16 protein-coding genes and 1 pseudogene are annotated in these 20,092 nt (G+C 68.7%); 10 read left to right on the top strand and 7 right to left on the bottom strand.

Annotated features, from left to right (window positions below; translation table 11 throughout):
• Positions 1-1,609 precede the first annotated feature (1,609 nt).
• The gene (locus HCC78_RS26385) at positions 1,610-1,891 is read right to left on the bottom strand and encodes a hypothetical protein (protein ID WP_172331767.1); all 282 of its coding nucleotides are present in this window, start codon (positions 1,889-1,891) and stop codon (positions 1,610-1,612) included.
• A gap of 30 nt (positions 1,892-1,921) precedes the next feature.
• On the bottom strand, positions 1,922-4,693 hold the full coding sequence (locus HCC78_RS26380) for a glutamine-synthetase adenylyltransferase (protein ID WP_172331766.1): 2,772 nt from the start codon (positions 4,691-4,693) through the stop codon (positions 1,922-1,924).
• Between the two features lie 41 nt (positions 4,694-4,734).
• On the opposite strand from HCC78_RS26380, the gene HCC78_RS26375 reads away from it, so the two are divergent.
• From HCC78_RS26375 to HCC78_RS26355, 5 genes are all read left to right on the top strand, one after another.
• Positions 4,735-5,205 carry a YbaK/EbsC family protein gene (locus HCC78_RS26375; protein ID WP_172331765.1) on the top strand — a complete coding sequence of 157 codons (471 nt, stop codon included), beginning with the start codon at positions 4,735-4,737 and terminating at the stop codon, positions 5,203-5,205.
• A 688-nt stretch (positions 5,206-5,893) separates the two neighbouring features.
• A complete protein-coding gene (locus tag HCC78_RS26370) occupies positions 5,894-6,283 on the top strand; it encodes a DUF2852 domain-containing protein (protein WP_172331764.1) in 390 nt (129 codons plus the stop codon).
• A gap of 54 nt (positions 6,284-6,337) precedes the next feature.
• On the top strand, positions 6,338-6,787 hold the full coding sequence (locus tag HCC78_RS26365; protein WP_172331763.1) for an RDD family protein: 450 nt from the start codon (positions 6,338-6,340) through the stop codon (positions 6,785-6,787).
• 261 nt (positions 6,788-7,048) lie between these two features.
• Complete coding sequence (locus HCC78_RS26360; protein WP_172331762.1) at positions 7,049-7,891, top strand: arginyltransferase; 843 nt, start codon at positions 7,049-7,051, stop codon at positions 7,889-7,891.
• A gap of 422 nt (positions 7,892-8,313) precedes the next feature.
• Positions 8,314-10,056 (top strand): acetolactate synthase 3 large subunit, encoded by a 1,743-nt coding sequence (locus HCC78_RS26355; protein WP_172331761.1) that lies wholly within the window; start codon positions 8,314-8,316, stop codon positions 10,054-10,056.
• 46 nt (positions 10,057-10,102) lie between these two features.
• On the opposite strand, the gene HCC78_RS26350 is transcribed toward HCC78_RS26355, so the two are convergent.
• Entirely contained in the window at positions 10,103-10,594 is a 492-nt protein-coding gene (locus HCC78_RS26350; protein ID WP_253949375.1) for a hypothetical protein, read from the bottom strand.
• Positions 10,595-10,859: 265 nt separating this feature from the next.
• Here HCC78_RS26350 and ilvN point away from each other — a divergent pair, with 265 nt between their 5' ends.
• Positions 10,860-11,426, top strand: coding sequence for an acetolactate synthase small subunit (ilvN, locus tag HCC78_RS26345; protein ID WP_172331760.1), 567 nt, complete (start codon positions 10,860-10,862; stop codon positions 11,424-11,426).
• A 524-nt stretch (positions 11,427-11,950) separates the two neighbouring features.
• Entirely contained in the window at positions 11,951-12,946 is a 996-nt protein-coding gene (locus HCC78_RS26340; protein WP_172331759.1) for a hypothetical protein, read from the top strand.
• A 297-nt stretch (positions 12,947-13,243) separates the two neighbouring features.
• Here HCC78_RS26340 and HCC78_RS33990 read toward each other — a convergent pair.
• The 3 genes and pseudogenes from HCC78_RS33990 to HCC78_RS26325 form a co-directional block, all read right to left on the bottom strand.
• A pseudogene (locus tag HCC78_RS33990) lies at positions 13,244-14,205 on the bottom strand (hypothetical protein); the annotation flags it as partial.
• Between the two features lie 215 nt (positions 14,206-14,420).
• Positions 14,421-15,077, bottom strand: a complete 657-nt coding sequence (gene msrA / locus HCC78_RS26330; protein WP_172331758.1) for a peptide-methionine (S)-S-oxide reductase MsrA — start codon at positions 15,075-15,077, stop codon at positions 14,421-14,423.
• Between the two features lie 86 nt (positions 15,078-15,163).
• Complete coding sequence (locus tag HCC78_RS26325; RefSeq protein WP_172331757.1) at positions 15,164-16,081, bottom strand: LysR family transcriptional regulator; 918 nt, start codon at positions 16,079-16,081, stop codon at positions 15,164-15,166.
• Positions 16,082-16,180: 99 nt separating this feature from the next.
• On the opposite strand from HCC78_RS26325, the gene HCC78_RS26320 reads away from it, so the two are divergent.
• Together HCC78_RS26320 and HCC78_RS26315 are read left to right on the top strand one after the other, a co-directional pair.
• On the top strand, positions 16,181-16,528 hold the full coding sequence (locus tag HCC78_RS26320; protein ID WP_172331756.1) for a hypothetical protein: 348 nt from the start codon (positions 16,181-16,183) through the stop codon (positions 16,526-16,528).
• Positions 16,529-17,078: 550 nt separating this feature from the next.
• Positions 17,079-18,602 carry a cryptochrome/photolyase family protein gene (locus tag HCC78_RS26315; protein WP_172331755.1) on the top strand — a complete coding sequence of 508 codons (1,524 nt, stop codon included), beginning with the start codon at positions 17,079-17,081 and terminating at the stop codon, positions 18,600-18,602.
• Positions 18,603-18,640: 38 nt separating this feature from the next.
• On the opposite strand, the gene HCC78_RS26310 is transcribed toward HCC78_RS26315, so the two are convergent.
• Positions 18,641-19,606 carry a hypothetical protein gene (locus tag HCC78_RS26310; RefSeq protein ID WP_172331754.1) on the bottom strand — a complete coding sequence of 322 codons (966 nt, stop codon included), beginning with the start codon at positions 19,604-19,606 and terminating at the stop codon, positions 18,641-18,643.
• Positions 19,607-19,839: 233 nt separating this feature from the next.
• Here HCC78_RS26310 and HCC78_RS26305 point away from each other — a divergent pair.
• Positions 19,840-20,092, top strand: a 253-nt coding sequence (locus HCC78_RS26305) for a transposase (protein ID WP_172331753.1), incomplete at its 3' end; no start/stop codon positions are given.

Here is a 20,092-nt window from a genome sequence, read left to right as displayed (position 1 = left end):
GAGACGGGAGACGGGAGACGGGAGACGGGAGACGGGAGAAAATTCCGGCGCGCCCGAAACCTGTCAAGCGCCACTTGCCATGCCCAGGACGCGAAATGGCCCAGTTCGATCCCGTTTTCCTTCCTTTGCCGGCAATCCTCTGCTGGCGGCCGCAACACTCCCGGACGGCAGCGCAACAGGACGGCCCTCAGTCCCGCCGTCGACTGAATCAGCGGCCAGCATACGGGCTGCAGCAGTCCGGTCGTCCTTCTCCCGTGTCCCCCGGGATGGACACCTCCCGGACCGCCGGTCCGGCTGGCGAAGGACCGCAGCAGCACGCCATCCAGGCCCAGCGCATCCGTCCCCTCCGTGCTCTCCGCACGGCCCGGCGGGCCATTGAGCCTGGCGTTCCGATCGATCCGCTCACGGGACACCCGCAATCTGGCCACCGGAATACCCGGCCATCCCGGCGGCAATGGGCAGCGTCCGATCAAGACGCGCATTGCAAGGTCTCCTCGTATTCACCGAAGGAGAAGCGCTCCGCCGGCCCCAGCCTTCCCGCTCCCTGCCAACTCTTTCCGCTCGCCTCCTCTTCAGCACACTTCCGGGCCAGAGCAGCAGTGCATCGCATGGCTCGCCCGGCAATCCGGGCACCGGACAGTCGCGACGGCACCACACCCGCCCGGCGCATCTGCCTTTCCCGCGCAAACTGCGGGCTCGCTACGCACAGGCCCCGGTATTCCGGTCCCGACGCCTCCGCACACAGCCAATTGCCCCGGCCTGCCCGCCTCGCCTGTGGCACCGGTGCGCATCCCGTTCGCATCGTAGCACCGCTGTCTCTGCGTGCTGCGCGAACGGGCACCCTCCGCCACAGGAGGGACGTCCGTCTCCACGTTCCCTCCGCAGCGATGCAGCCCGCCCGAAGCCCATGCGAACGGGCGCAGCGCGGGACCATGCGCCCCAGCGGTCTCGTCGCCCCGCTGCTCCCTTGGCCTGCACGCTCCCGCGGACTGCCCAACGGCAGAGCGCGGAAAGCGCTCCGCTTTCTGCACGCACCTTTCCGAGCCTTGCCTTGCTTCGCCTCCACTATCCCGCAACGTGCCGATCGAGTTCGGAAGAAGTTGCTCCCTACCGGTTCCGCCCAACACCGCGCTCCTTATGGGAATTCTACCCGCATCGCGGTCCCCGGAGCGCAATGACCGCACCCACCTGGCCTCTCAGCCTCCCGGGGCACCTGGCCGAGCGCGGGATCGCAGGCATGGCGGCGACCTTCATGTCCATGGCTTTCCCGGCGCGCGCGAGTGCCGGGCACCAGGGCCACACCGCGCATGCAGGGATCAGCGGCAGGGGGCCAGCACCGTCACGCTGCGTCCTGGGGACAGCAGTTCCGGCAATGGCCGCGTGGACCGGACCGGAGGGCCAAACGGGAACGCGAGTGCTCCGGCACCCGGAGCATTCCAGTTTGCGGAACCAATGTCAGAAAACCGTTGCGCCCGGCCCAGATCGCGCGGCAGTTCCCCGCCGGCTCTCTGCCTCGGATAGCCGCACGCTGATGCCCTATAGCTTCCGGGCGCAGACCCAAGGCAGTAGACCAGTGCGGGCCGCCCGCCGCATCAGGACGGCCCCGGTATCAGGCGGCGGCACCAGTGCTGCGGTTGCGGCGGCGGCGCGGCGCAGGGGCGCTGGCCAGGCCCTGGGCCAGAATGCGGGTCATCGGATGGTCGGGCGCATCCGCGCCGTGCAGTTCCAGCAGGGCCCGCAGCGCAAGGCAGGGCTCCACCCCCTCGGGGATCGACAGTGCCCAGTCCAGGAAGATCGAGCGGCAGGACGGCATCTCTATGCCTTCGATCCGGTACGCATCGCGGATCAGGCCTTCGGGGTCGGGATCGGCTGGCAGGTTTCGAGTCGGCATGGGCTCAAGCTACCGATCTGCGACAACCTGTCAATCCGGACAGGTTTGGACAGCATTGTCCACGACCTTGGCTGATTGCTCCAGAGTTTCGGCGATACGCGCCTCAAGGGAACCAATGTCGGGCATTCCCGTGTCCCTCAGCAGCATGTCGCGCCCGCCCTGGCCCAGATGCGCCGGGTCCGGCCGTCCCCCGGTCAGGAGCCGCCCGGCCTGCTTGAGCACCGAATAGAACCGCAGGACGCCGATCAGCCGCTCCGCCACGTCCGGGGCGACGAAGCCCGAGCGCAGCTGCGCCTCGGGTGACCGGTCCGGGCATCCGGTGACCAGCGCGCAGGCCGATGCCAGCAGCTCGATGTCCTGCCGCCCGCCCGGACCGTTCTCGGTGTCCCAGGGCCCCTTGCGCGGCTTGCCCGCCCGCAGGCGGCCGCGCATGTCCTCCAGATCCGCCAGGATCTTGGGTATGTCCGGCGGTGCGGCGATCAGCTCCCTGCGGAAGTGCTCGATCTCCTCCGACAGCTCCGGCGCCCCGGCGATCACCCGCGCGCGGGTCAGCGCCAGATGCTCCCAGGTCCAGGCCTCGGTCTCCTGGTAGCTCTTGAAGGCCGTCCATCCCGTCGCCACCGGCCCCTGCCGCCCCGAAGGACGCAGCCGCATGTCGACCTCGTAGAGCATCCCTTCCGACATCTGCGCCGAAAGCGCCGTGACGAAGGCCTTGGTCAGCCGTGCGTAGTAGGCGCGCGCGTCGAGCGGACGGCGGCCGTCGGACATGGCGTCCCCCGGCGCATCGTAGATCACGATCAGGTCCAGATCCGAGGTGGCCGCCAGGTTGCGCGCCCCGAGCGAGCCCATGCCGACCACGGCCCCGCCGCGTCCCGGCAGCTGCCCGTGCTTCTCGGCGAACTGCACCGCCACCACGGGGCTCAGCACCTCCAGCACCGCCTCTGCCAGGTCGGAATACTGCGCCGCCGCCTCCTGGGCGTCGATCAGCCCGCGCAGCAGGTGCACCCCCACGCGGAAACGCCATTCCTTGTGCCAGCGCCGGGTGGCGTCGAGCTTCTGCTCGTAATCATCCGCATCGTGCTCCAGCGCTTCGGACAGCTCCTCCGCCAGCCCGGCACGTCCCGGCCAGGGGTCGAAGAAGCTGCCGCCGATCACCGCGTCCAGAACCTGGGCATGGCGCGACAGGTATTCCGCCAGCATCGGCGAGGAAGAGGCGATGTCGACCATCAGGTCGATCAGGTGCGGATTGGCCTCGAAGAGCGAGAAGACCTGCACCCCGGCCGGCAGGCGCTGCAGGAATCGCTCGAACTGCAGCAGCGCCTCCTCCGGCTTCGCGGCCTTGTCGAAGCGCTGCAGCAGGTCGGGCAGCAGCCGCCCGAGGATGGCGCGCGCGCGGTCCGAACGCAGGGCGGCAAAGCCGTGCCAGCGCGCGGCGATGGCCGCAGCACCGGGATGCGGCGCGGGGGCGGCCTGGCCGGGCTTCTGCAGCAGCAGCGGCGCAGTCAGTTCCTGCACCCGCGCAAAGGTCCCCCGCATCTCCGCCCTCAGGCTCGCCCCGTCGGGCTGGCCGAGGAAGGCCGCCATCCGTTCCCAGCCGTCCCCGTCCTTGGGCAGGGCGTGGGTCTGGGCGTCCTGCACCATCTGCACCCTGTGCTCCCAGGTGCGCAGCACGGCATAGCGCTCCGCCAGCTCCTCGGCCTCCGCCTTCGGGATCCATCCCGCCGCCGAGAGCCGAGACAGCCCCTCGCAGGTGCCCCGCACCCGCAGCGACGGGTCGCGCCCCCCGGCGATCATCTGCCGTGTCTGGGTGAAGAACTCGATTTCGCGGATGCCGCCCGGCCCGAGCTTCAGGTTGCGCCCGTCGAGCCTCGCATCGTCCCAGGTGTTCTTCTGGGCGCGGATCTTGGCCTGCATCGCCTGGGTTTCCTCGATGGTCGCGAAATCGAGATGGCGGCGCCAGATGAAGGGACGGATCTCCTTCAGGAACCGCCGGCCCGCCGCGATGTCGCCGGAGGACGGCCGGGCCTTGATGAAGGCGGCGCGCTCCCAGGTGCGGCCGAGGCTCTCGTAATATCGCTCCGCCGCCGAAATCGAGATGGCGACCGGCGTGGCCGAGGGGTCGGGCCGCAGCCTCAGGTCGGTGCGGAAGACATAGCCGTCGCCGGTCAGGTCGGACAGCAGCGCCATCGCCTTGCGCACCGCGCGGATGAAATGCATCCGTGCCTCGCCCAGATCGGCACCGCAGAAGCGGCTGTCGTCGAACAGCACGATCAGGTCGATATCCGAGGAATAGTTCAGCTCGCGCGCGCCGGTCTTGCCCATCGACAGCACCGTCAGCCCGGCACAGGTGGCAAGGTCGTCCTCGCCCTGGCCGGGGATCTTGCCCGCGCGCAGCACCGGCGCCAGCACCGATTGCAGCGCCACCTCCACCGCCTTGTCCGACAGCTTGGTCAGCGCAGCGGTCACCTGCGCGAGTTCCCAGGCCCCGCCGCAATCCGCCAGCGCCGCGAGCAGCGCGACGCGCCGCTTGGCGACGCGCAGGGCAACCCCCGTCTCCTTGACCGGGCCGGCTTCGATCCCGGCCAGCACCTCCGACAGGCTCTCCTGCGGATCCCGGATCAGCGCCTCTTCCAGCCAAGCGGCCTCGCGGACCATCAGCCCGGCCAGATAGGGGCTGCAGCCCGCCACGCCTTCCAGCAGATTGCGTGCGGCGCCGGGATCGGGCAGCTTGGCGAGGACATCCGCCGCGCGCTCCGGTTCGTAGGGGCGCGGATGGCGGCAGATCAGGTCGGTCAGGGTCATGGCGGTCCTCCGGCTGCCAGGGTCACGGACAGGAGTATCAGGTGAGCCGCAGTTTGAAACGGGTCATGGCGGCGCTGGGAGCCGCCGGTGTCGAGGCGGAACTCCGCGAATTCGCCGAAGGCACGCGCACGGCACATGACGCGGCGGATGCGGTCGGCTGCGCTCTCGACCAGATCGCCAAGTCGATCCTGTTCCGCGGCGAGAACAGCGGCAGCGCCATCCTCTTCGTCACCGCCGGCGGCAACCAGGTCTGCGCCGACCGGGCCGCCGTCCTGGCGGGCGAGCCCCTGGGCAAGGCCGATGCGCGGCTGATCCGCGCCCAGACCGGCTTCGCCATCGGCGGCGTCTCCCCGATCGGCCACCTGACCCCGCCGCGCGCCTATTGGGATCCGCGGCTGCTGGACTTCGCGGAGATCTGGGCAGCCGCCGGCACGCCGCGCCATGTCTTCGGCATCGCGCCGGAGCTGCTGCTGCGCCTTTCAGGAGCGGATGCCGCGGACTTCACCGCCTGACGCGCCTCGTGCCAACGCGAGACCTTCCGCAAGCACCCGGAAATGGCATCATCATCCTGTATCTCCATCCGGGGTTTTGCCATGAGCCGCTCTTCCATGCGGCCTTTGGCGGGCGGTCCGGTGCTTTGCGCCTCCGCCTGCCCCTTGCCCGCAACCGTTCCCGGCCCCTTCTCAGGCGCCGCATGGCGCCAGGCCAGCCCCGACGCATCCGGCACCCTCCGCGCGAGGATCGGCGCCGACACGCTGCATCTCCCGCTCGTCAGCGGGACGGCGGCCCTTCCGATCGGTGCCGCCGGCACGAACTCCGAGGGTCCGTACCATCCGAGCGGGAAATGCAGCTTCTCGGGCACGACGGGAGCGTCAAGCGGACGGATGAGACCATCTTGGTTTCCCGCGGCCCGGCGCAACGGTCCGCACTGCCGGCCGCATGATCGGCGCGGGCGGGGACCCTCGCCCGCGCTCCGGTTTCGACTGCCCCGCCGGGGGCAGTCCGCGTGTCCGCATCCCGGGCTTGCCCAGCCCGTAAGCACCCTCCTGCTGGCCCGGGGCCCGGCCGCTGCCCGGCACGGGGCAGCCGCGGAGCGCGATGTGAAAGTTTTTCACATCCACCCCTTGAAGGAAGTTAAGCGGCTTCACATCTAGGGCATGTGAAAGGACTTCACATCGAATGACACCAAGGGAGACCAAGATGAACGCAGTCGCTTCCTGGCCCGGCCAGGCGGAACAATGGCTCGACCAGCGCGGCAAGGGCGCCTGGATCGCGGCCATGGTTCTCGGTTTCATATTCTTCTGGCCTGTCGGCCTCGCCCTTCTCGCCTACATGATCTGGAGCAAACGCATGTTTTCCGGCTGCAAGAACGCCCGCAAGATGAAGACCGCCAAATACGCCTTCCATTCCTCCGGCAACAGCGCCTTCGACGCCTACAAGGCCGAGACCCTGCGCCGCCTCGAAGAGGAGCAGGATGCCTTCCAGGAATTCCTCAAGCGGCTGCGCGAGGCCAAGGACAAGACGGAGTTCGACCAGTTCATGGAAGACCGCGCCCGCCGCGCCCCGGCCTCCGAGCCGGCAGACGCCTGACGACGCCAAGGCGGCCCGGGGTCCGGGCCGCTTCCCCCGATGACGAGAGACGAGATGCACAGCAATCCTTACTGGGGCCTGCCCGACCCTGAAACGGGCCATGCTTTCTATGACGGGGTGACCCGGCGGCGGTTCCTGGCCTGGATCGTGGACATGGTGCTGACGGTGGGGCTGGTGCTGCTGGCAATCCCGCTGACCGCCTTCACCGGACTGTTCTTCCTGCCGCTGCTGTGGCTCGCGGTCAGCTTTGCCTACCGCGCCATCACCATCGCGAATTCCGGCGCGACATGGGGCATGCATTTCGCCGGGATCGAGCTGCGCCGCCAGGACGGCACCCGTCCCGACGGGGTGCTGGCCGCGCTGCATACCGGGGCCTATCTGGGCATGACCATGGTCTTTCCGGCGCAGCTGATCTCGATCGCGGTGATGCTGGCGAGCTCCCGCGGCCAGGGCCTGCACGACATGCTGCTGGGCACGGCGATGATCAACAAGGCGCAGATCTGAGCCGCTTGATTCCCCCGTCGCGGGCGCCACGCCGCAGCGCGGCGCCCGCAAGTCGCCGCAATTATTGGCAAACTTGGCAAAACTTGACCCTGCGTCCAGCGGCCGCCCCGGCGGCCCTCCGGACCCTTTGCCTCCAACCCGTTGAATACAGGCCTTAACCGAGTTCCAAAGCCGGCCGTTGTTAGGGGACGGTTAGCTCTTTAGGGACTTGGCTGAGACAGGAACCGTTGCTAGGCTCCGCTGGAAAACTGAACGGAAATCATGCGTCACAGCCTTCCCATCGCCCCCCAGTTCTACGTGACTGCCCCCCAGCCGTGCCCCTATCTTCCGGGCCGCATGGAGCGCAAGCTGTTCACCGCGCTGCAGGGCGACTATTCGGAAACGCTGAACAACGCGCTGTCCAAGCAGGGCTTCCGCCGCTCGCAGAACGTGCTCTACCGGCCGTCCTGCGCGGAATGCATGGCCTGCCTCTCGGCCCGCATCCGAGTATCCGATTTCGAGCCCGGCCGCAGCCAGCGCCGGACGCTCAAGCGCAATGCCGACCTGGTGCGGCGCGCGACTTCGCCCTGGGCGACGGAGGAACAGTTCGCGCTGTTCCGCAGCTATCTCGACAGCCGCCATGCCGATGGCGGCATGGCCGACATGGACATCTTCGAATTCGCAGCGATGGTCGAGGAAACCCCGATCCGCAGCCGCGTGATCGAGTACACCCGGCCCTCGCCCGACACGCCCGGCCGCAGCAAGCTGACCGCGGTCTGCCTGACCGACGTTCTCGATGACGGGCTCAGCATGGTCTACTCCTTCTACGAGCCCGAGCTGGAGCGCCGCTCGCTGGGCACGTACATCATCCTCGACCACATCAACATCGCCCGCGAGGCGGGCCTGCCCTATGTCTACCTGGGCTACTGGGTGCCCGGCAGCCCGAAGATGGCCTACAAGGCCAATTTCGGCAGCCTGGAAATCTACAAGAACGGCCGCTGGATCGATATCGGCGAACCGGAAAGCCATTCCGCCGCCGCCCATCCGCTGTCGATCGACCCGATCGCCGAGCAGGTCGCCAAGATCAGCCTGCCCGACACGATGGCCCCGCCGCAGAAGCGCTGAGCGCGCGGCCGCCCCGTTCCGCTGTCCTGAGTTCCGTTCTCCCCGCTTCCGCGGGCGGCAGCCCGCATCGCCGCGCGCACCCTGCCGGCCGCTTCGGGCATGTCCGCCCTGCGCAGGGCGCAAAGCGCTTGCGGCCCGATTTCGCGCAACAATATTTCAAAGGCGTCGCCCCGGCATATACTTAATTGTTTTCGGTTGACGCCCGGGATCGGTTTGCTTAGACAGGCGTCGTTACAGGAAGGATGCCCCCGATGGAACTTCGGATCGTACTTGCAGGAAGACAGCGCATGGGCCGGTGACGGACCCTGGATGAACCCCATGCGCCCCCGAGTAACTCCGGGGGCTTTTTTGTTTCTGCAAGGCCGCGAACCGGAGCCGCGGGGCTCCCGACAGGCCGCCATGACGGAGTGGACAAGATGAAGATGACCGGCGCAAAAATGGTTGTTCAGGCCCTGAAGGATCAGGGGGTCGAGGTGGTTTTCGGCTACCCCGGCGGCGCCGTCCTTCCGATCTATGACGAGATCTTCCAGCAGGACGACATCAAGCACATTCTGGTGCGCCACGAGCAGGCAGCCGTGCACGCCGCCGAGGGCTATGCCCGCTCCACCGGCAAGGTGGGCTGCGCGCTGGTGACCTCCGGCCCGGGAGCGACCAACGCGGTGACCGGCCTGACCGACGCGCTGATGGACTCGATCCCGATCGTGGTGCTCTCGGGCCAGGTGCCGACCTTCATGATCGGCAACGACGCCTTCCAGGAAGCCGACACCGTGGGCATCACCCGCCCCTGCACCAAGCACAACTGGCTGGTGAAGGACACGGCCGACCTGTCGAACGTGATCCACCAGGCCTTCCACGTGGCGCGCTCCGGCCGCCCCGGCCCGGTGCTCGTGGACATCCCGAAGGACGTGCAGTTCGCTTCGGCGCAGTATACCGAGGTGAAGAAGGCCAAGACCTCGCACTACCAGCCGAAGGTGAAGGGCGACGCCGACGCGATCGAGCGCATGGTGGAGCTGATGGAGACGGCCGAGCGGCCGATCTTCTATACCGGCGGCGGCGTGATCAACTCCGGCCCCGCGGCGTCGCAGCTCCTGCGCGAATTCGTGGCGGCGACCGGCTTCCCGATCACCTCTACCCTGATGGGGCTCGGCGCCTACCCGGCATCCGGCGATGCCTGGCTGGGCATGCTGGGGATGCACGGCCTCTACGAGGCCAACCTGGCGATGCATGACTGCGACCTGATGATCAACATCGGCGCCCGCTTCGACGACCGCATCACCGGCCGCGTGCAGGATTTCAGCCCGAAGTCGCGCAAGGTGCATATCGACATCGACCCCTCCTCGATCAACAAGGTGATCCCGGTGGAGGTGCCGATCATCGGCGATGTCGGCCATGTGCTGGAACACGCGCTGAACCTCTGGAAGGCCCGCGGCCGCAAGGTCAACAAGGACGGCCTGAAGAAGTGGTGGGCGAAGATCGAGGAATGGCGCAAGGTCGAGTGCCTGCGCTACCGGAACTCGGACACCGTCATCAAGCCGCAATACGCGCTCGAGCGCCTCGAGGCGCTGACCAAGGGCATGGACCGCTACGTCACCACGGAAGTGGGCCAGCACCAGATGTGGGCGGCGCAGTTCCTGGGCTTCGAGGATCCGAACCGCTGGATGACCTCGGGCGGCCTGGGCACAATGGGCTACGGCTTCCCCGCCTCGATCGGCGCGCAGGTGGCGCATCCCGACAGCCTCGTGATCAACGTGGCCGGCGAGGCGTCCTGGCTGATGAACATGCAGGAAATGGGCACCGCGATCCAGTTCCGCCTGCCGGTGAAGCAGTTCATCCTGAACAACGAGCGCCTGGGCATGGTGCGCCAGTGGCAGCAGCTGCTGCACGGCGAGCGCTACAGCCACTCCTGGTCCGAAGCGCTGCCCGATTTCGTCAAGCTGGCCGAAGCCTTCGGCGGCAAGGGCATCCAGTGCAGCGATCCCAAGGATCTGGACGACGCGATCATGGAAATGATCAGGTATGACGGTCCGGTGATCTTCGACTGCCTGGTCGAGAAGCACGAGAACTGCTTCCCGATGATCCCGTCGGGCGAGCCGCACAACAAGATGCTGCTGGGCGACGCGCAGGCGACCGACGCGATCCAGGGCAAGGGCGCGGTGCTCGTCTGACCCGGGTTCCGGGTGCCTTGCGGCACCCGGTCCTAAGCGGGCGCGTTCAGTCCCCGCGGATCCGCATCACGACGGCCGTCACGATGGCGAAGAGCACATGACCCACCAGCGCCACCCAGGCGATCTGCGCGAAGCCGAGGAAGGGCGGATTGCCCGCCACCAGCGAGGCCATCACGTAGAGCGCGAAGATCCACAGGACCACGCCGTAGAGCGCGGCCGCCGCCAGCCAGTTCAGCTGCGGCAGGATCATCCGACGCAGCGGCTCGGCCACGAAGACCCAGCCGAAGGGATAGGCGAGCATGCCCGCCATGTAATGGAGCGCATGCGCGCCGGGCAGGCTTTCGGCGCCGGTCACGGTGCGGATCACCTGGTTGGCCAGCGGCACGGGCGCAAGCCCGGCGAAGCCGAGGCCGGGACTGAGGCTCTGGCCGAAGAAGTCGAAGGCCACGGTGGCGAAGGCCCCCGCGGTCAGCATGGTCACGATGCGGTGCGAAAGGCTGCGGAACAGGGGCATGTCCGGGGCGCTCATGGTTGCCATGGGATCCTCCTCGAAGGCTATGTCAAAGCGGTGCTCCCTGTCTACAGCGCTGCTTCACCCAGCGTCAGCCACCCCCACGGCAGGTTCACCTGCCGTGAGATTCCGGGCCCCGGAAGCCCCCGAACGGCGGAGATCTGAAACAATGTCCGACCTCGAAACCCTGATTCCGCGGCCGCGTGTTTCACTGCGCGCCGCCCAGACCCCATCCCGGCCCGCCCAGAGCGGACGGGCCCAGACCACAGATACAGCCCCGGAGGTACTCCCGATGTCCGCTCTCCAGATCAAGAAAGGCTCGTCGAAGCACTCGGCCTACGATCTCCGCAGCCACATGAGCGAAGTGATGGAGCGCCACACGCTGGCAGTTGTCGTCGACAACGAATCCGGGGTTCTGGCGCGGGTGATCGGCCTGTTCTCGGGCCGCGGCTACAACATCGAGAGCCTCACCGTGGCCGAAGTCGACCATCAGGGTCACCGCTCGCGCATCACCATCGTCACCACCGGCACGCCGCAGGTGATCGAGCAGATCAAGGCACAGCTGCAGCGCATGGTCCCGGTCCATGACGTGCACGACCTGACTGTCGAGGGCCAGTCGGTGGAACGCGAGCTGGCGCTGCTGAAGGTGGCGGGCACCGGCGACAAGCGGGTCGAGGCGCTGCGCCTCGCCGACATCTTCCGCGCCAACGTGGTCGACACCTCGCTGGAGAGCTTCGTCTTCGAGATCACCGGCACTTCGGAGAAGGTCGATGCCTTTGCCGACCTGATGCGCCCGCTGGGCCTGGTCGAGATCGCCCGCACAGGCGTCGCGGCGCTGAGCCGCGGCCCCCAGGCCTGAGACGCAGCCGGGAGAGGGCACGCCCCCTCCCGGTCCCTCCCCCGGCCCGGACCCCGGCCGCGCGGCACGTGCGGCAGCCGGGGCGTTCAGATTGCCTTGGACGCCTTCGAGATGCCGACATCGGTGGTCCAGCCCAGGGCCAGCTCCGATGCTGCACCGGACCGGGTCACGATGACATCCTGGCAGCCCGGCCTGGCCTCCATCTTCGCCTTGGCATCGACCAGAGTGCCATCCGCTGCGACAAAGGTCAGCGTTGTTGATTTCCGTTGAGAACTGACCCGGGTTTTCCATCGTGAATTGACCGGTCGTCAGGTTATGGCGCCCGGTTCATGCGGCGGTCTATGCCGGTCATTTCTCCCTCCTGGTTCTTTCCGCCTCGGAGCTGGCCTTGAAGCGGCAGCTGTCGTTGCCGGTCTCGAGGAACGAGCCATTATCCGCCATTGATGGTCTCGATGGCCCCTGCAGCGGCATCGCGATGCGCCGCCGGCGAGGACCGCGTTGCGCTGCAGCTGGAGGAGCCATCCATGGAGCAGCCTGTCGCCATCGGCCTCGATCCGGCCAAGGGCGCGTTCCAGGTGCGCGGCGCCGCTGCGGACGGGCGGGCCGCCCTCCGCCGCCGGTTGCGCCGGTCGCAGGTGCCCGGGTTCTCCGGGCGGCCCGAGCCGTGCATGGCCGGAATGGAGGCCCGTCCGGGCGCACATCGCCGGGCGCGGGACCCGGCCGGCGCGGAAGCGGTCCGCGGGGCCGCTGCCCGGCCCGCCATGCGCTTCGTGCCGGCGAAGCCGGCAGGCCGGCAGGCGGCGCTCCCGGATCATGCGGCGCGGGATGTCCCGGTTCGCCAGCGGACACGACCGGCGAATGCGATCCGTGCGCATCTGCCGGAGTTCGGGATCGCGGCCGCGGAGGGCATTCGCGGCTTGGACCGGCTGCTCGGAGCCGCGCGCGGCGGGCCCGGCACGCGGCCTGCCCGCCGGCCGACTGCGCGATCCGGAGGAGGGGACCGGCATCGCGGCCTGCCCGCCGGCCAGCTGCGCGATCCGGAGGAGAGGACCGGCATCGCGGCGGCGCGGAAGACCGGCCCGCCCGCCCGGCGGCCCGCCACGATCCCCGGCCTCGGCCCCGTCGCGTCCCCGGCCTCTGCGGCGGCCGCGCCCGGCGTGGCTGTCTTCCGGTCCGCCCGCGACCGCGCCGCCCGGCGGCAAGGAGCGGTCCGGGCGGATCTCCGGGGCCGGGACCCCCTGCCCGCGGCGGCTGCCCTGTCCCGGCGCGATGGCGCGGGCCAGCACGCGGCGAAGATCGCCGCGGCCGCGCTCGCCGCGCGCATGGCCCGCCCCGTCCGGGCGCCCGTTGCCCGCGGCTCGAGCTGCCGGGCGGTGCCAGGCCGGGAAGGGGATCGCCGCCGGGAAGCGTCCGGCGGCCCGAGGATGGCGGGGCGCGATGCGAGGCGATGGCGCCGGGCGGAGGCGGGACGGACGGAACACCCGGTCCGGACCGGTGCGGCGCAGACCGCGGGCCGTTGACCGGGACCCGTCCCCCAGCGGACTCCGCCAGGGCGCGCGGCCCCTGATGCCGCAGATCAGGCGCGCCCGGGGCGGCGTTCGGACCGGTGGCACTTGCCCCTCGCGACATGGCCGCGACCAGCCGGAATGCCGAACCCAGGCAAGGCTCCTGCCGAGGGACCACCTCACGGTCCGAGGACAATGGACGGCGGCATCAGCTGGAGGATCCGGTCGCGGGCGTCCTGTACGATCTTCTCGACCTGTCTGCTCACCGTCGCCAGCGGTGCTCGGATCGGTGGCGCAACCGCCGGCAACTCGCTCGGACCAAAGGCGCGACATGGCTCGTTCCCGGCCAGCCGCCGGATTGCAGAAGCCGTTCATCGAGGCGCCATCGGTCCGAGCCCGATGCACGGCGGCTCGAAGACGTAGTAGCTGGCCATGCTCTGGAAGCGGGCGTTGACCTGCCGCCTCTTGCCCTTGCCGACCCGGTCCACCGCCGCCTTCGCGTCCGTCGCCGGCGGGCTCGGATCGATGGCGCCTCGTCGGCAACTCCTCGGACCAATGGCGGACAATTCCCGCTGTCATGGATCCCCCACCGCGGGATGCCTCCGAAGACGCGGAAGCCATGCCAGTGGGCGTCGAACAGCATCTCGTGGGTCTGCAGCAGATAGGCCCGGACGAGGAGTTGCCATCGCCGCGCCACCGGTTCGAGCGGCGATGGCAACACGGCTGTGCGCCAGCTTGATATGCGCCACCAGCAGCTTCGTGTGCTCGCCGCCGATCGTCGCCCAGTCCTCGCCCCAGTCGAACTGGAAGGCCTCGCCGAGCACGAAGGCGAGCGGCACGAATATGCCTCGCCCGGCGCCCTGGCTCTCGCGCTGGCGCTCCTATTTCCAGCGGCGCGCGAAAGCGGCCACCCGGTTGCAGGAGCCCTCGCAGCCCAGGCTCGCGAGTTCGGCGTGCAACTGCTTCAGCGTCCGCCGCTGCTTCCTCGGCTTGCCCGCCTCGGATGTCAGCCAGGCCGCCAGCTTGTCCGCGCAGGGATCCAGCTTGCTGGGCCGCTCGGGAACTTGGACCTGCGGATCCGCGGTTCCGGCCCAGAGATTCTTGCGGATCGCTCGGCGTCGTCCATCGGGCTCGAACCGATGGCGCCGCGATGGACGACCCTCGGACCGGTGGCGGCGCGCCTCGCTCCGGGATAGCCCGTTACGCCGGGATATTTCCCGGATCGAGAGCTGGTCCCGCAGTGCCCAGCGTCGGATCACGCACAGAAATGCCATGTCGATCGCTCCGTTGACCCCCGATGATCAAGTCGGGGGCGAGTTCAAACATGGGTCAGTTCCCTGTGGAAATTTCCGGGCTGCCCGGGTCAGTTCTCAACGGAAATCAACAAGCATGACCTAGACGTCAACTTGATATCTCTTCACATGCTGCAGGAACCGGAAGGTGACTGAGGGCGCCGGAAAAGAGGACGCCCGCAGGTCATTTCAGGAAGTCAGGCCGTCAGGCCGGTTCCGATCGGACAGGTCACGCCAGTCCCGCCGATGCCGCAATAGCCGTTCGGGTTCTTCGCCAGGTACTGCTGGTGGTAGTCCTCGGCGAAATAGAACTCCGGCGCGGGCAGGATCTCGGTCGTCACGGTGCCGTAGCCCGCTGCCTTCAGCCGCGGCCCGAACGCATCCCGCGCTGCCAGGGCGGCCGCCTGCTGGGCCTCCGAATGGGTGTAGATCCCCGAGCGGTACTGCGTGCCGACATCGTTGCCCTGGCGCATGCCCTGGGTCGGGTCATGGCCCTCCCAGAAGACCTTGAGCAGCTCCTCGTAGCTGATGGCCGCCGGGTCGTAGATCACCCGCACCACCTCGTTGTGGCCGGTCTTCGCGGTGCAGACCTCCTCGTAGAGCGGGTTCGGCGTGTGCCCGCCCGCATAGCCGACCATGGTCAGCCAGACGCCCGGCAGCTTCCAGAACATCCGCTCGACGCCCCAGAAGCAGCCCATGCCGAACATGGCCTCTTCCATGCCCTCGGGAACCGGGGCCTTCAGATCGCGGCCATTGACGAAATGGGTCCGCGCCGTGGGGATGGCGGCCGGCCGCCCCGGCAGGGCGTCCTCCGCGCCGACCATCCGCGTCTTTGCCGTCTGCATGAAGAACATTGCGCGCTCCTTTTTCCGGTGCCCCCCGAATATAGGCAGCGGCGCCGGGAATGCCATCGCCCAGTGGCGTCCCGCACCTCTGGCGCTCAGGCCCCGTCCCGGCGGTAGCGCGCGGTCGCCTCCGCCACCAGGCCACGGAACCAGCGGGCCGCCGGGTCGCCCTGCAGCCGCCGGTGCCAGCCCAGGTAGATCTGGCTTCCGGGCAGCGCGACCGGCGGCGCGGCGCGGCAGATGCCCGGGCCGCAGGCCGCCGCCATCGGCTCGGGCACCACCGCGACCAGATCGGTGGCGCGGATCACCTCGGGCAGAAGCAGGAAATTCGGCAGGCTCAGCGCAACCCTGCGGCGCCGTCCCAGCGCGGCCAGCGCTGCCTCGACCGCCTCCGCCACCCAGGCGCCCTCGGCCACCGCCACGGCATGCGGCAGCGCGCAGAAGGCGTCGAGCGTCATGCCGCCGCAAAGCGCCGGATGGTCGCGCCGCCAGATCACCTGGAACTCCGCCCCGCCCAGCCGCCGCCCCGGGAAGCTCTCCGGCGCGTTCTCGGACCGCATGATCGCGAAATCCAGCGCGCCGCCTTCCAGATCCGCCGCAACCTGCGCAGGGTCCAGCGGACGGCAGTCAAGCGTCACGCCCGGCGCCCGCTCCGCCAGCATCGCAAGGAGGGCGGGCAGAACCAGCGCGAAGGCAAGGTCGGTGCCCGCCAGCCGGATCCGCCGCGCGTCCGCCGCCGGATCGAAGTCCCGCGCCTCCGTCACCACCTGCCGCAGATCCTCCAGCGCGGCGCCCAGCCGGGACCGCATCGCCTCGGCGCGCGGCGTCAGCGTCATGCCATGGGCATTCCCCGCGAGCAGCTCGTCGCCGAAAAGGTCGCGCAGCCGCGCCAGCTGCGCCGACATGGCAGGCTGGCTGATCCCCAGCCGCTTCGCCGCCCGGGTGACGCTGCATTCCTCCAGCAGCACGTCGAGCGAGACGAGAAGCGCCAGATCGCGGCCCTGTAAATCCATCTGAATTATGCTCATCATATCTAGGATCGATTTGAGTTTTGCCCGGCCCGTCCCGATATGTCCATCAGGAAACGGAACACAGGAACAAGGAGCCCCGAGATGAACAGCAGCGCCTTCGCTTTCGCCCTGGCCATGGCCCCCCTCGCCACCCAGGCCGCCGAGATCACGCTGAACGCACCGTTCGCAGGCGGCACCGTCTCTGGCGCGCTGACCGACATGTCGGTCTATTACACCCAGGCCGAGGATGGCGCCTTCACAGTCGTCGCCACCTACCTGGCCAAGGACGCGGCCGCGCAGCCTGCGCGGCTGATGATGGAGATGCAGGATGGCGATGCCCTGCGCTTCGGCCTGCCGGGCCATCCCGGCGAGCTCTACAGCATCGAGCGCGACGGCTCGGATGTTCATGTCCGTGCGGCGGCGGCAGACTGGAGCGGCCGCGCAAGCTGACCGACGCGGAATTCCGGGCGGGTCTCTCCTCCCTTACCCGCCCTTCCCGGAACGGCCGCCGCAGAAGCGGCCCCCGGGCAATGGCCCGCCCGGCACGGGGCTCCTCCCTCCCCGGCCGGGCGGCAAGACCGCCTTCCCGCGGCGTCCGGACGCGGAAGACACAGGCACTCCGGACCAGCGGCCGCTCCACTTGGGCCGCCCTTCCGGCAAGACAGGCGCGGCCGCCGCAGAAGCGGCCCGCCGCCCTCCGCCGCCCGGCCCGCGTTCCCTCCCTTGTCCGGCCGGGCGGAGGAACGGCCTCCCGGCCGCACCGGGCAGACCCGGCAAGGCCGCCGCAGAAGCGGCCGCCGGTCCCTTTCCGCCCATGGCCCCGCGCCGCCCGCGCCCTATCTGGACAGCGGAAGCGCCAGGAGCCGAAGATGCAGGCATGCAAGACAAGTTCCGGGTCCGGGACAAACCTCCTCCCCCGGCCCGTCCCCGGCACCGCCGTCCTCGCAGCGCGGGCCGGGAGCAGCCTCTCCGCTCCTGTCCCGGGCGGGGAGGCTTGCGCATGAGGCTGGTGCTGGTGCTCGGCGACCAGCTCTCGCCCGGCATGGCCGCGCTGAAGGCCGCCGACCGGGACCGCGATCTGGTGGTGATGGCCGAGGTCGGCACGGAAACCGGCTATGTCCCGCACCATCCGAAGAAAATCGCGCTGATCCTCGCCGCGATGCGCAAATTCGCCGGCCGCCTGCAAGCGGAGGGCTGGCGCGTGGCCTATTCGCGTCTCGACGACCCGGACAATGCCGGCTCCATACCCGGCGAACTCCTGCGCCGCGCCTCGGAAACCGGCGCCAAGGAGGTGATCGCGACCGAACCCGGCGAATGGCGGCTGATCGAGGCCCTCGGCGAGATGCCGCTGCGGGTCACGATGCTGGAGGATGACCGCTTCATCGCCAGCCATGCCGATTTCGATGCCTGGGCGGAGGGGCGCAAGGCGCTGCGGATGGAATATTTCTACCGAGAGATGCGGCGCAAGACCGGCCTCCTGATGGACGGCGACCGGCCCGCGGGCGGAAAGTGGAACTACGACCGCGAGAACCGCAAGCCCGCCAGGGACGACCTCTTCGCGCCGAAGCCGCTATGGTTCTCGCCCGACGAAGCGCTCGAAGAGGTGCTCGGCTTGGTGGAGGACCGCTTCGGCGGGAATTTCGGCGCGCTCCGCCCCTTCGGCTACGCTACCGATCCCGGCCAGGCCGGGCAGGTACTCGACCGCTTCATCGCGGAGGCCCTGCCGCTGTTCGGCGACTACCAGGATGCGATGCTGTCGGGGAACCGCTTCCTCTACCACTCGCTGATCTCGGCCTATCTCAATATCGGCCTGCTCGACCCGCTCGACGCCTGCCGCCGGGCCGAAGCCGCCTGGAAGGGCGGCAAGGTGCCGATCAACGCGGCGGAGGGCTTCATCCGCCAGATCCTCGGCTGGCGCGAATATGTCCGCGGCATCTATTTCCGCGGCGGCCCGGACTATCCGCGGCAGAACAAGCTGAACCACCAGCGCAAGCTGCCCGCGCTCTACTGGGGGGCGGAGACCCGGATGAACTGCCTCGCCCATGCCGTCGCCCAGACCCGCGACGAGGCCTATGCCCACCATATCCAGCGTCTGATGATCACCGGGAATTTCGCGCTGATCGCCGGAATCGACCCGGCCGAGGTGCATGAATGGTACCTGTCGGTCTATGTCGATGCCTTCGAATGGGTCGAGGCGCCGAACACGGTCGGGATGAGCCAGTTCGCCGATGGCGGGGTGATCGCCTCGAAACCCTATGTCTCGTCAGGCAGCTACATTTCGCGGATGTCGGACTATTGCGGCGGCTGCCACTACAGCGTCACCGCGAGGACCGGGGAGCGCGCCTGCCCGTTCAACCTGCTCTACTGGGCCTTCCTCGACCGCCACCGCGACCGCTTCGGGGGCAATCCGCGCATGGCTCAGATGTACCGGACCTGGGACCGGATGGATGCGGCGCATCGCGGGACGGTGCTGGAGGAAGCAGGGCAGTTCCTGCACAAGATGGGGCGCGGCGACTGCATCTGATCCGGCGCCGCCCGGCCGACGTTGAACCGCCGGCGCGGTCAATGATAGCTCTTGTAGACGCGCGTGACCGCATGCCCCTTCTCGACCACGCGGCCCGAATCCTTGAGCTTGAGCCTAGGCACGCGGACATCCTCCGACGTCCGCTTCAGCGCCAGCGACGAGGTCCGCGGCAGCCTGTAGGCCTTCGCCCCGAGAATGCGGGCGAGCCATCGGTCGAGCGAATCGTAGTCGCTGTCGGCAAGGGACCCGATATCGGCCTTCCCGTGGCCCTCGACGATATGGACCGCCGAGCGGGTGAACATCAGGGTGCCGCCGACCTTCAGGAAATGGAGGTAGCGCCGCAGCGCCTCGTCGAATTCCTGCGTGTAGTAGAGCACGCCGTTGAGATCGGTGATCAGGTCGCAGCTCTGCGGCGGCGCGAGGAGGGAGAGGTCGTACTCCTCGAACATCCCGATCTCGTGATAGGAGAAGTTCGGGCAGCTCTCCTCGTCTGCGCGGATCGAAGCAGCGGCCCCGGACGGAATGGAATGCGAGAACGCGATGCAGTCCACATCCGGCCGCGTCGGGGCGAAGCGGCGCATCGCGTTCGCCTCTCCTGCCCCGCCATCCATCCAGATGCCGCCGCCGCCGATTGCCTGCAGCTTCTTCCCGAATTTCGGACCGAACGTGGTTTCGTACTCCCTCATGTCCGAGCTCACCCGGAACGGGTTGCCGCGCAGCCGCGTCTCGGTATCCAGCCGGCTTGCCTCGTTGCGCTCTGCCCGCAGCACGCCCTCGAGATAGCCGATCGCGTCCCTGTACTTGATCTTCCGGTCCGTCGGCATCCGCTCCAGAGCATTGCGGATGGCATTGAAGCTGGCGTTGGACGGGGCCTGCACATACTCCTCGACCGCTTCGAGCACCGGCGTGACAGAGCTGTTGTACGGATTCAGCCCGAAGATGATGCCGCCATGGGCGGCCGCCGCCCGATCGAGAAATTCCTGGTACTGTCCGATTGTGATCATCCGTTCCTCCCGCGGATCAAGGCATGGCGGCCGCCGTGCCGACGTCTCCACGGTACTTCGCGGTCCGGCCCGCATCAGTGCGGAATGACACCGACGCAGGGAAATGAACTAGGCAACCTCACCATGTTCCGGTCGCGCCAAGAAGTGACCTTGCCCCCGGCTCCCGAACTGGGTGACCTTGCCCCCGGATCCCGGACTGGGAGTTGAAGTACTCCCAGAGAGAGGGACCCGCTATGAGCAGACAACCCGGTCGTCACTTCACCGCCGAGTTCAAGGAGCAGGCCGTTGCGCGCCTGTCGGAGCCCGGCGCCACCCAGACCAGCGTCGCGCGGGAACTTGGCGTGACGCCGTCGCAGCTGAAAGGCTGGCGGCTTGAACTGGCGGCTGGAGGGGCGGCCGAGGCGATCCGCAAGCAGCAGGCCGAGGCCGCCGAACTGGCCGAACTTCGGCGCGAGAACCGTCGCCTCAAGGAAGAGGTGGAGGTCA

The organism is Mangrovicoccus sp. HB161399 (assembly GCF_013184745.1).
GTDB lineage: Bacteria > Pseudomonadota > Alphaproteobacteria > Rhodobacterales > Rhodobacteraceae > Mangrovicoccus.
The sequence above is the reverse complement of the archived record's forward strand: the minus strand, read 5'-3'. Positions and strand labels throughout refer to the sequence as shown.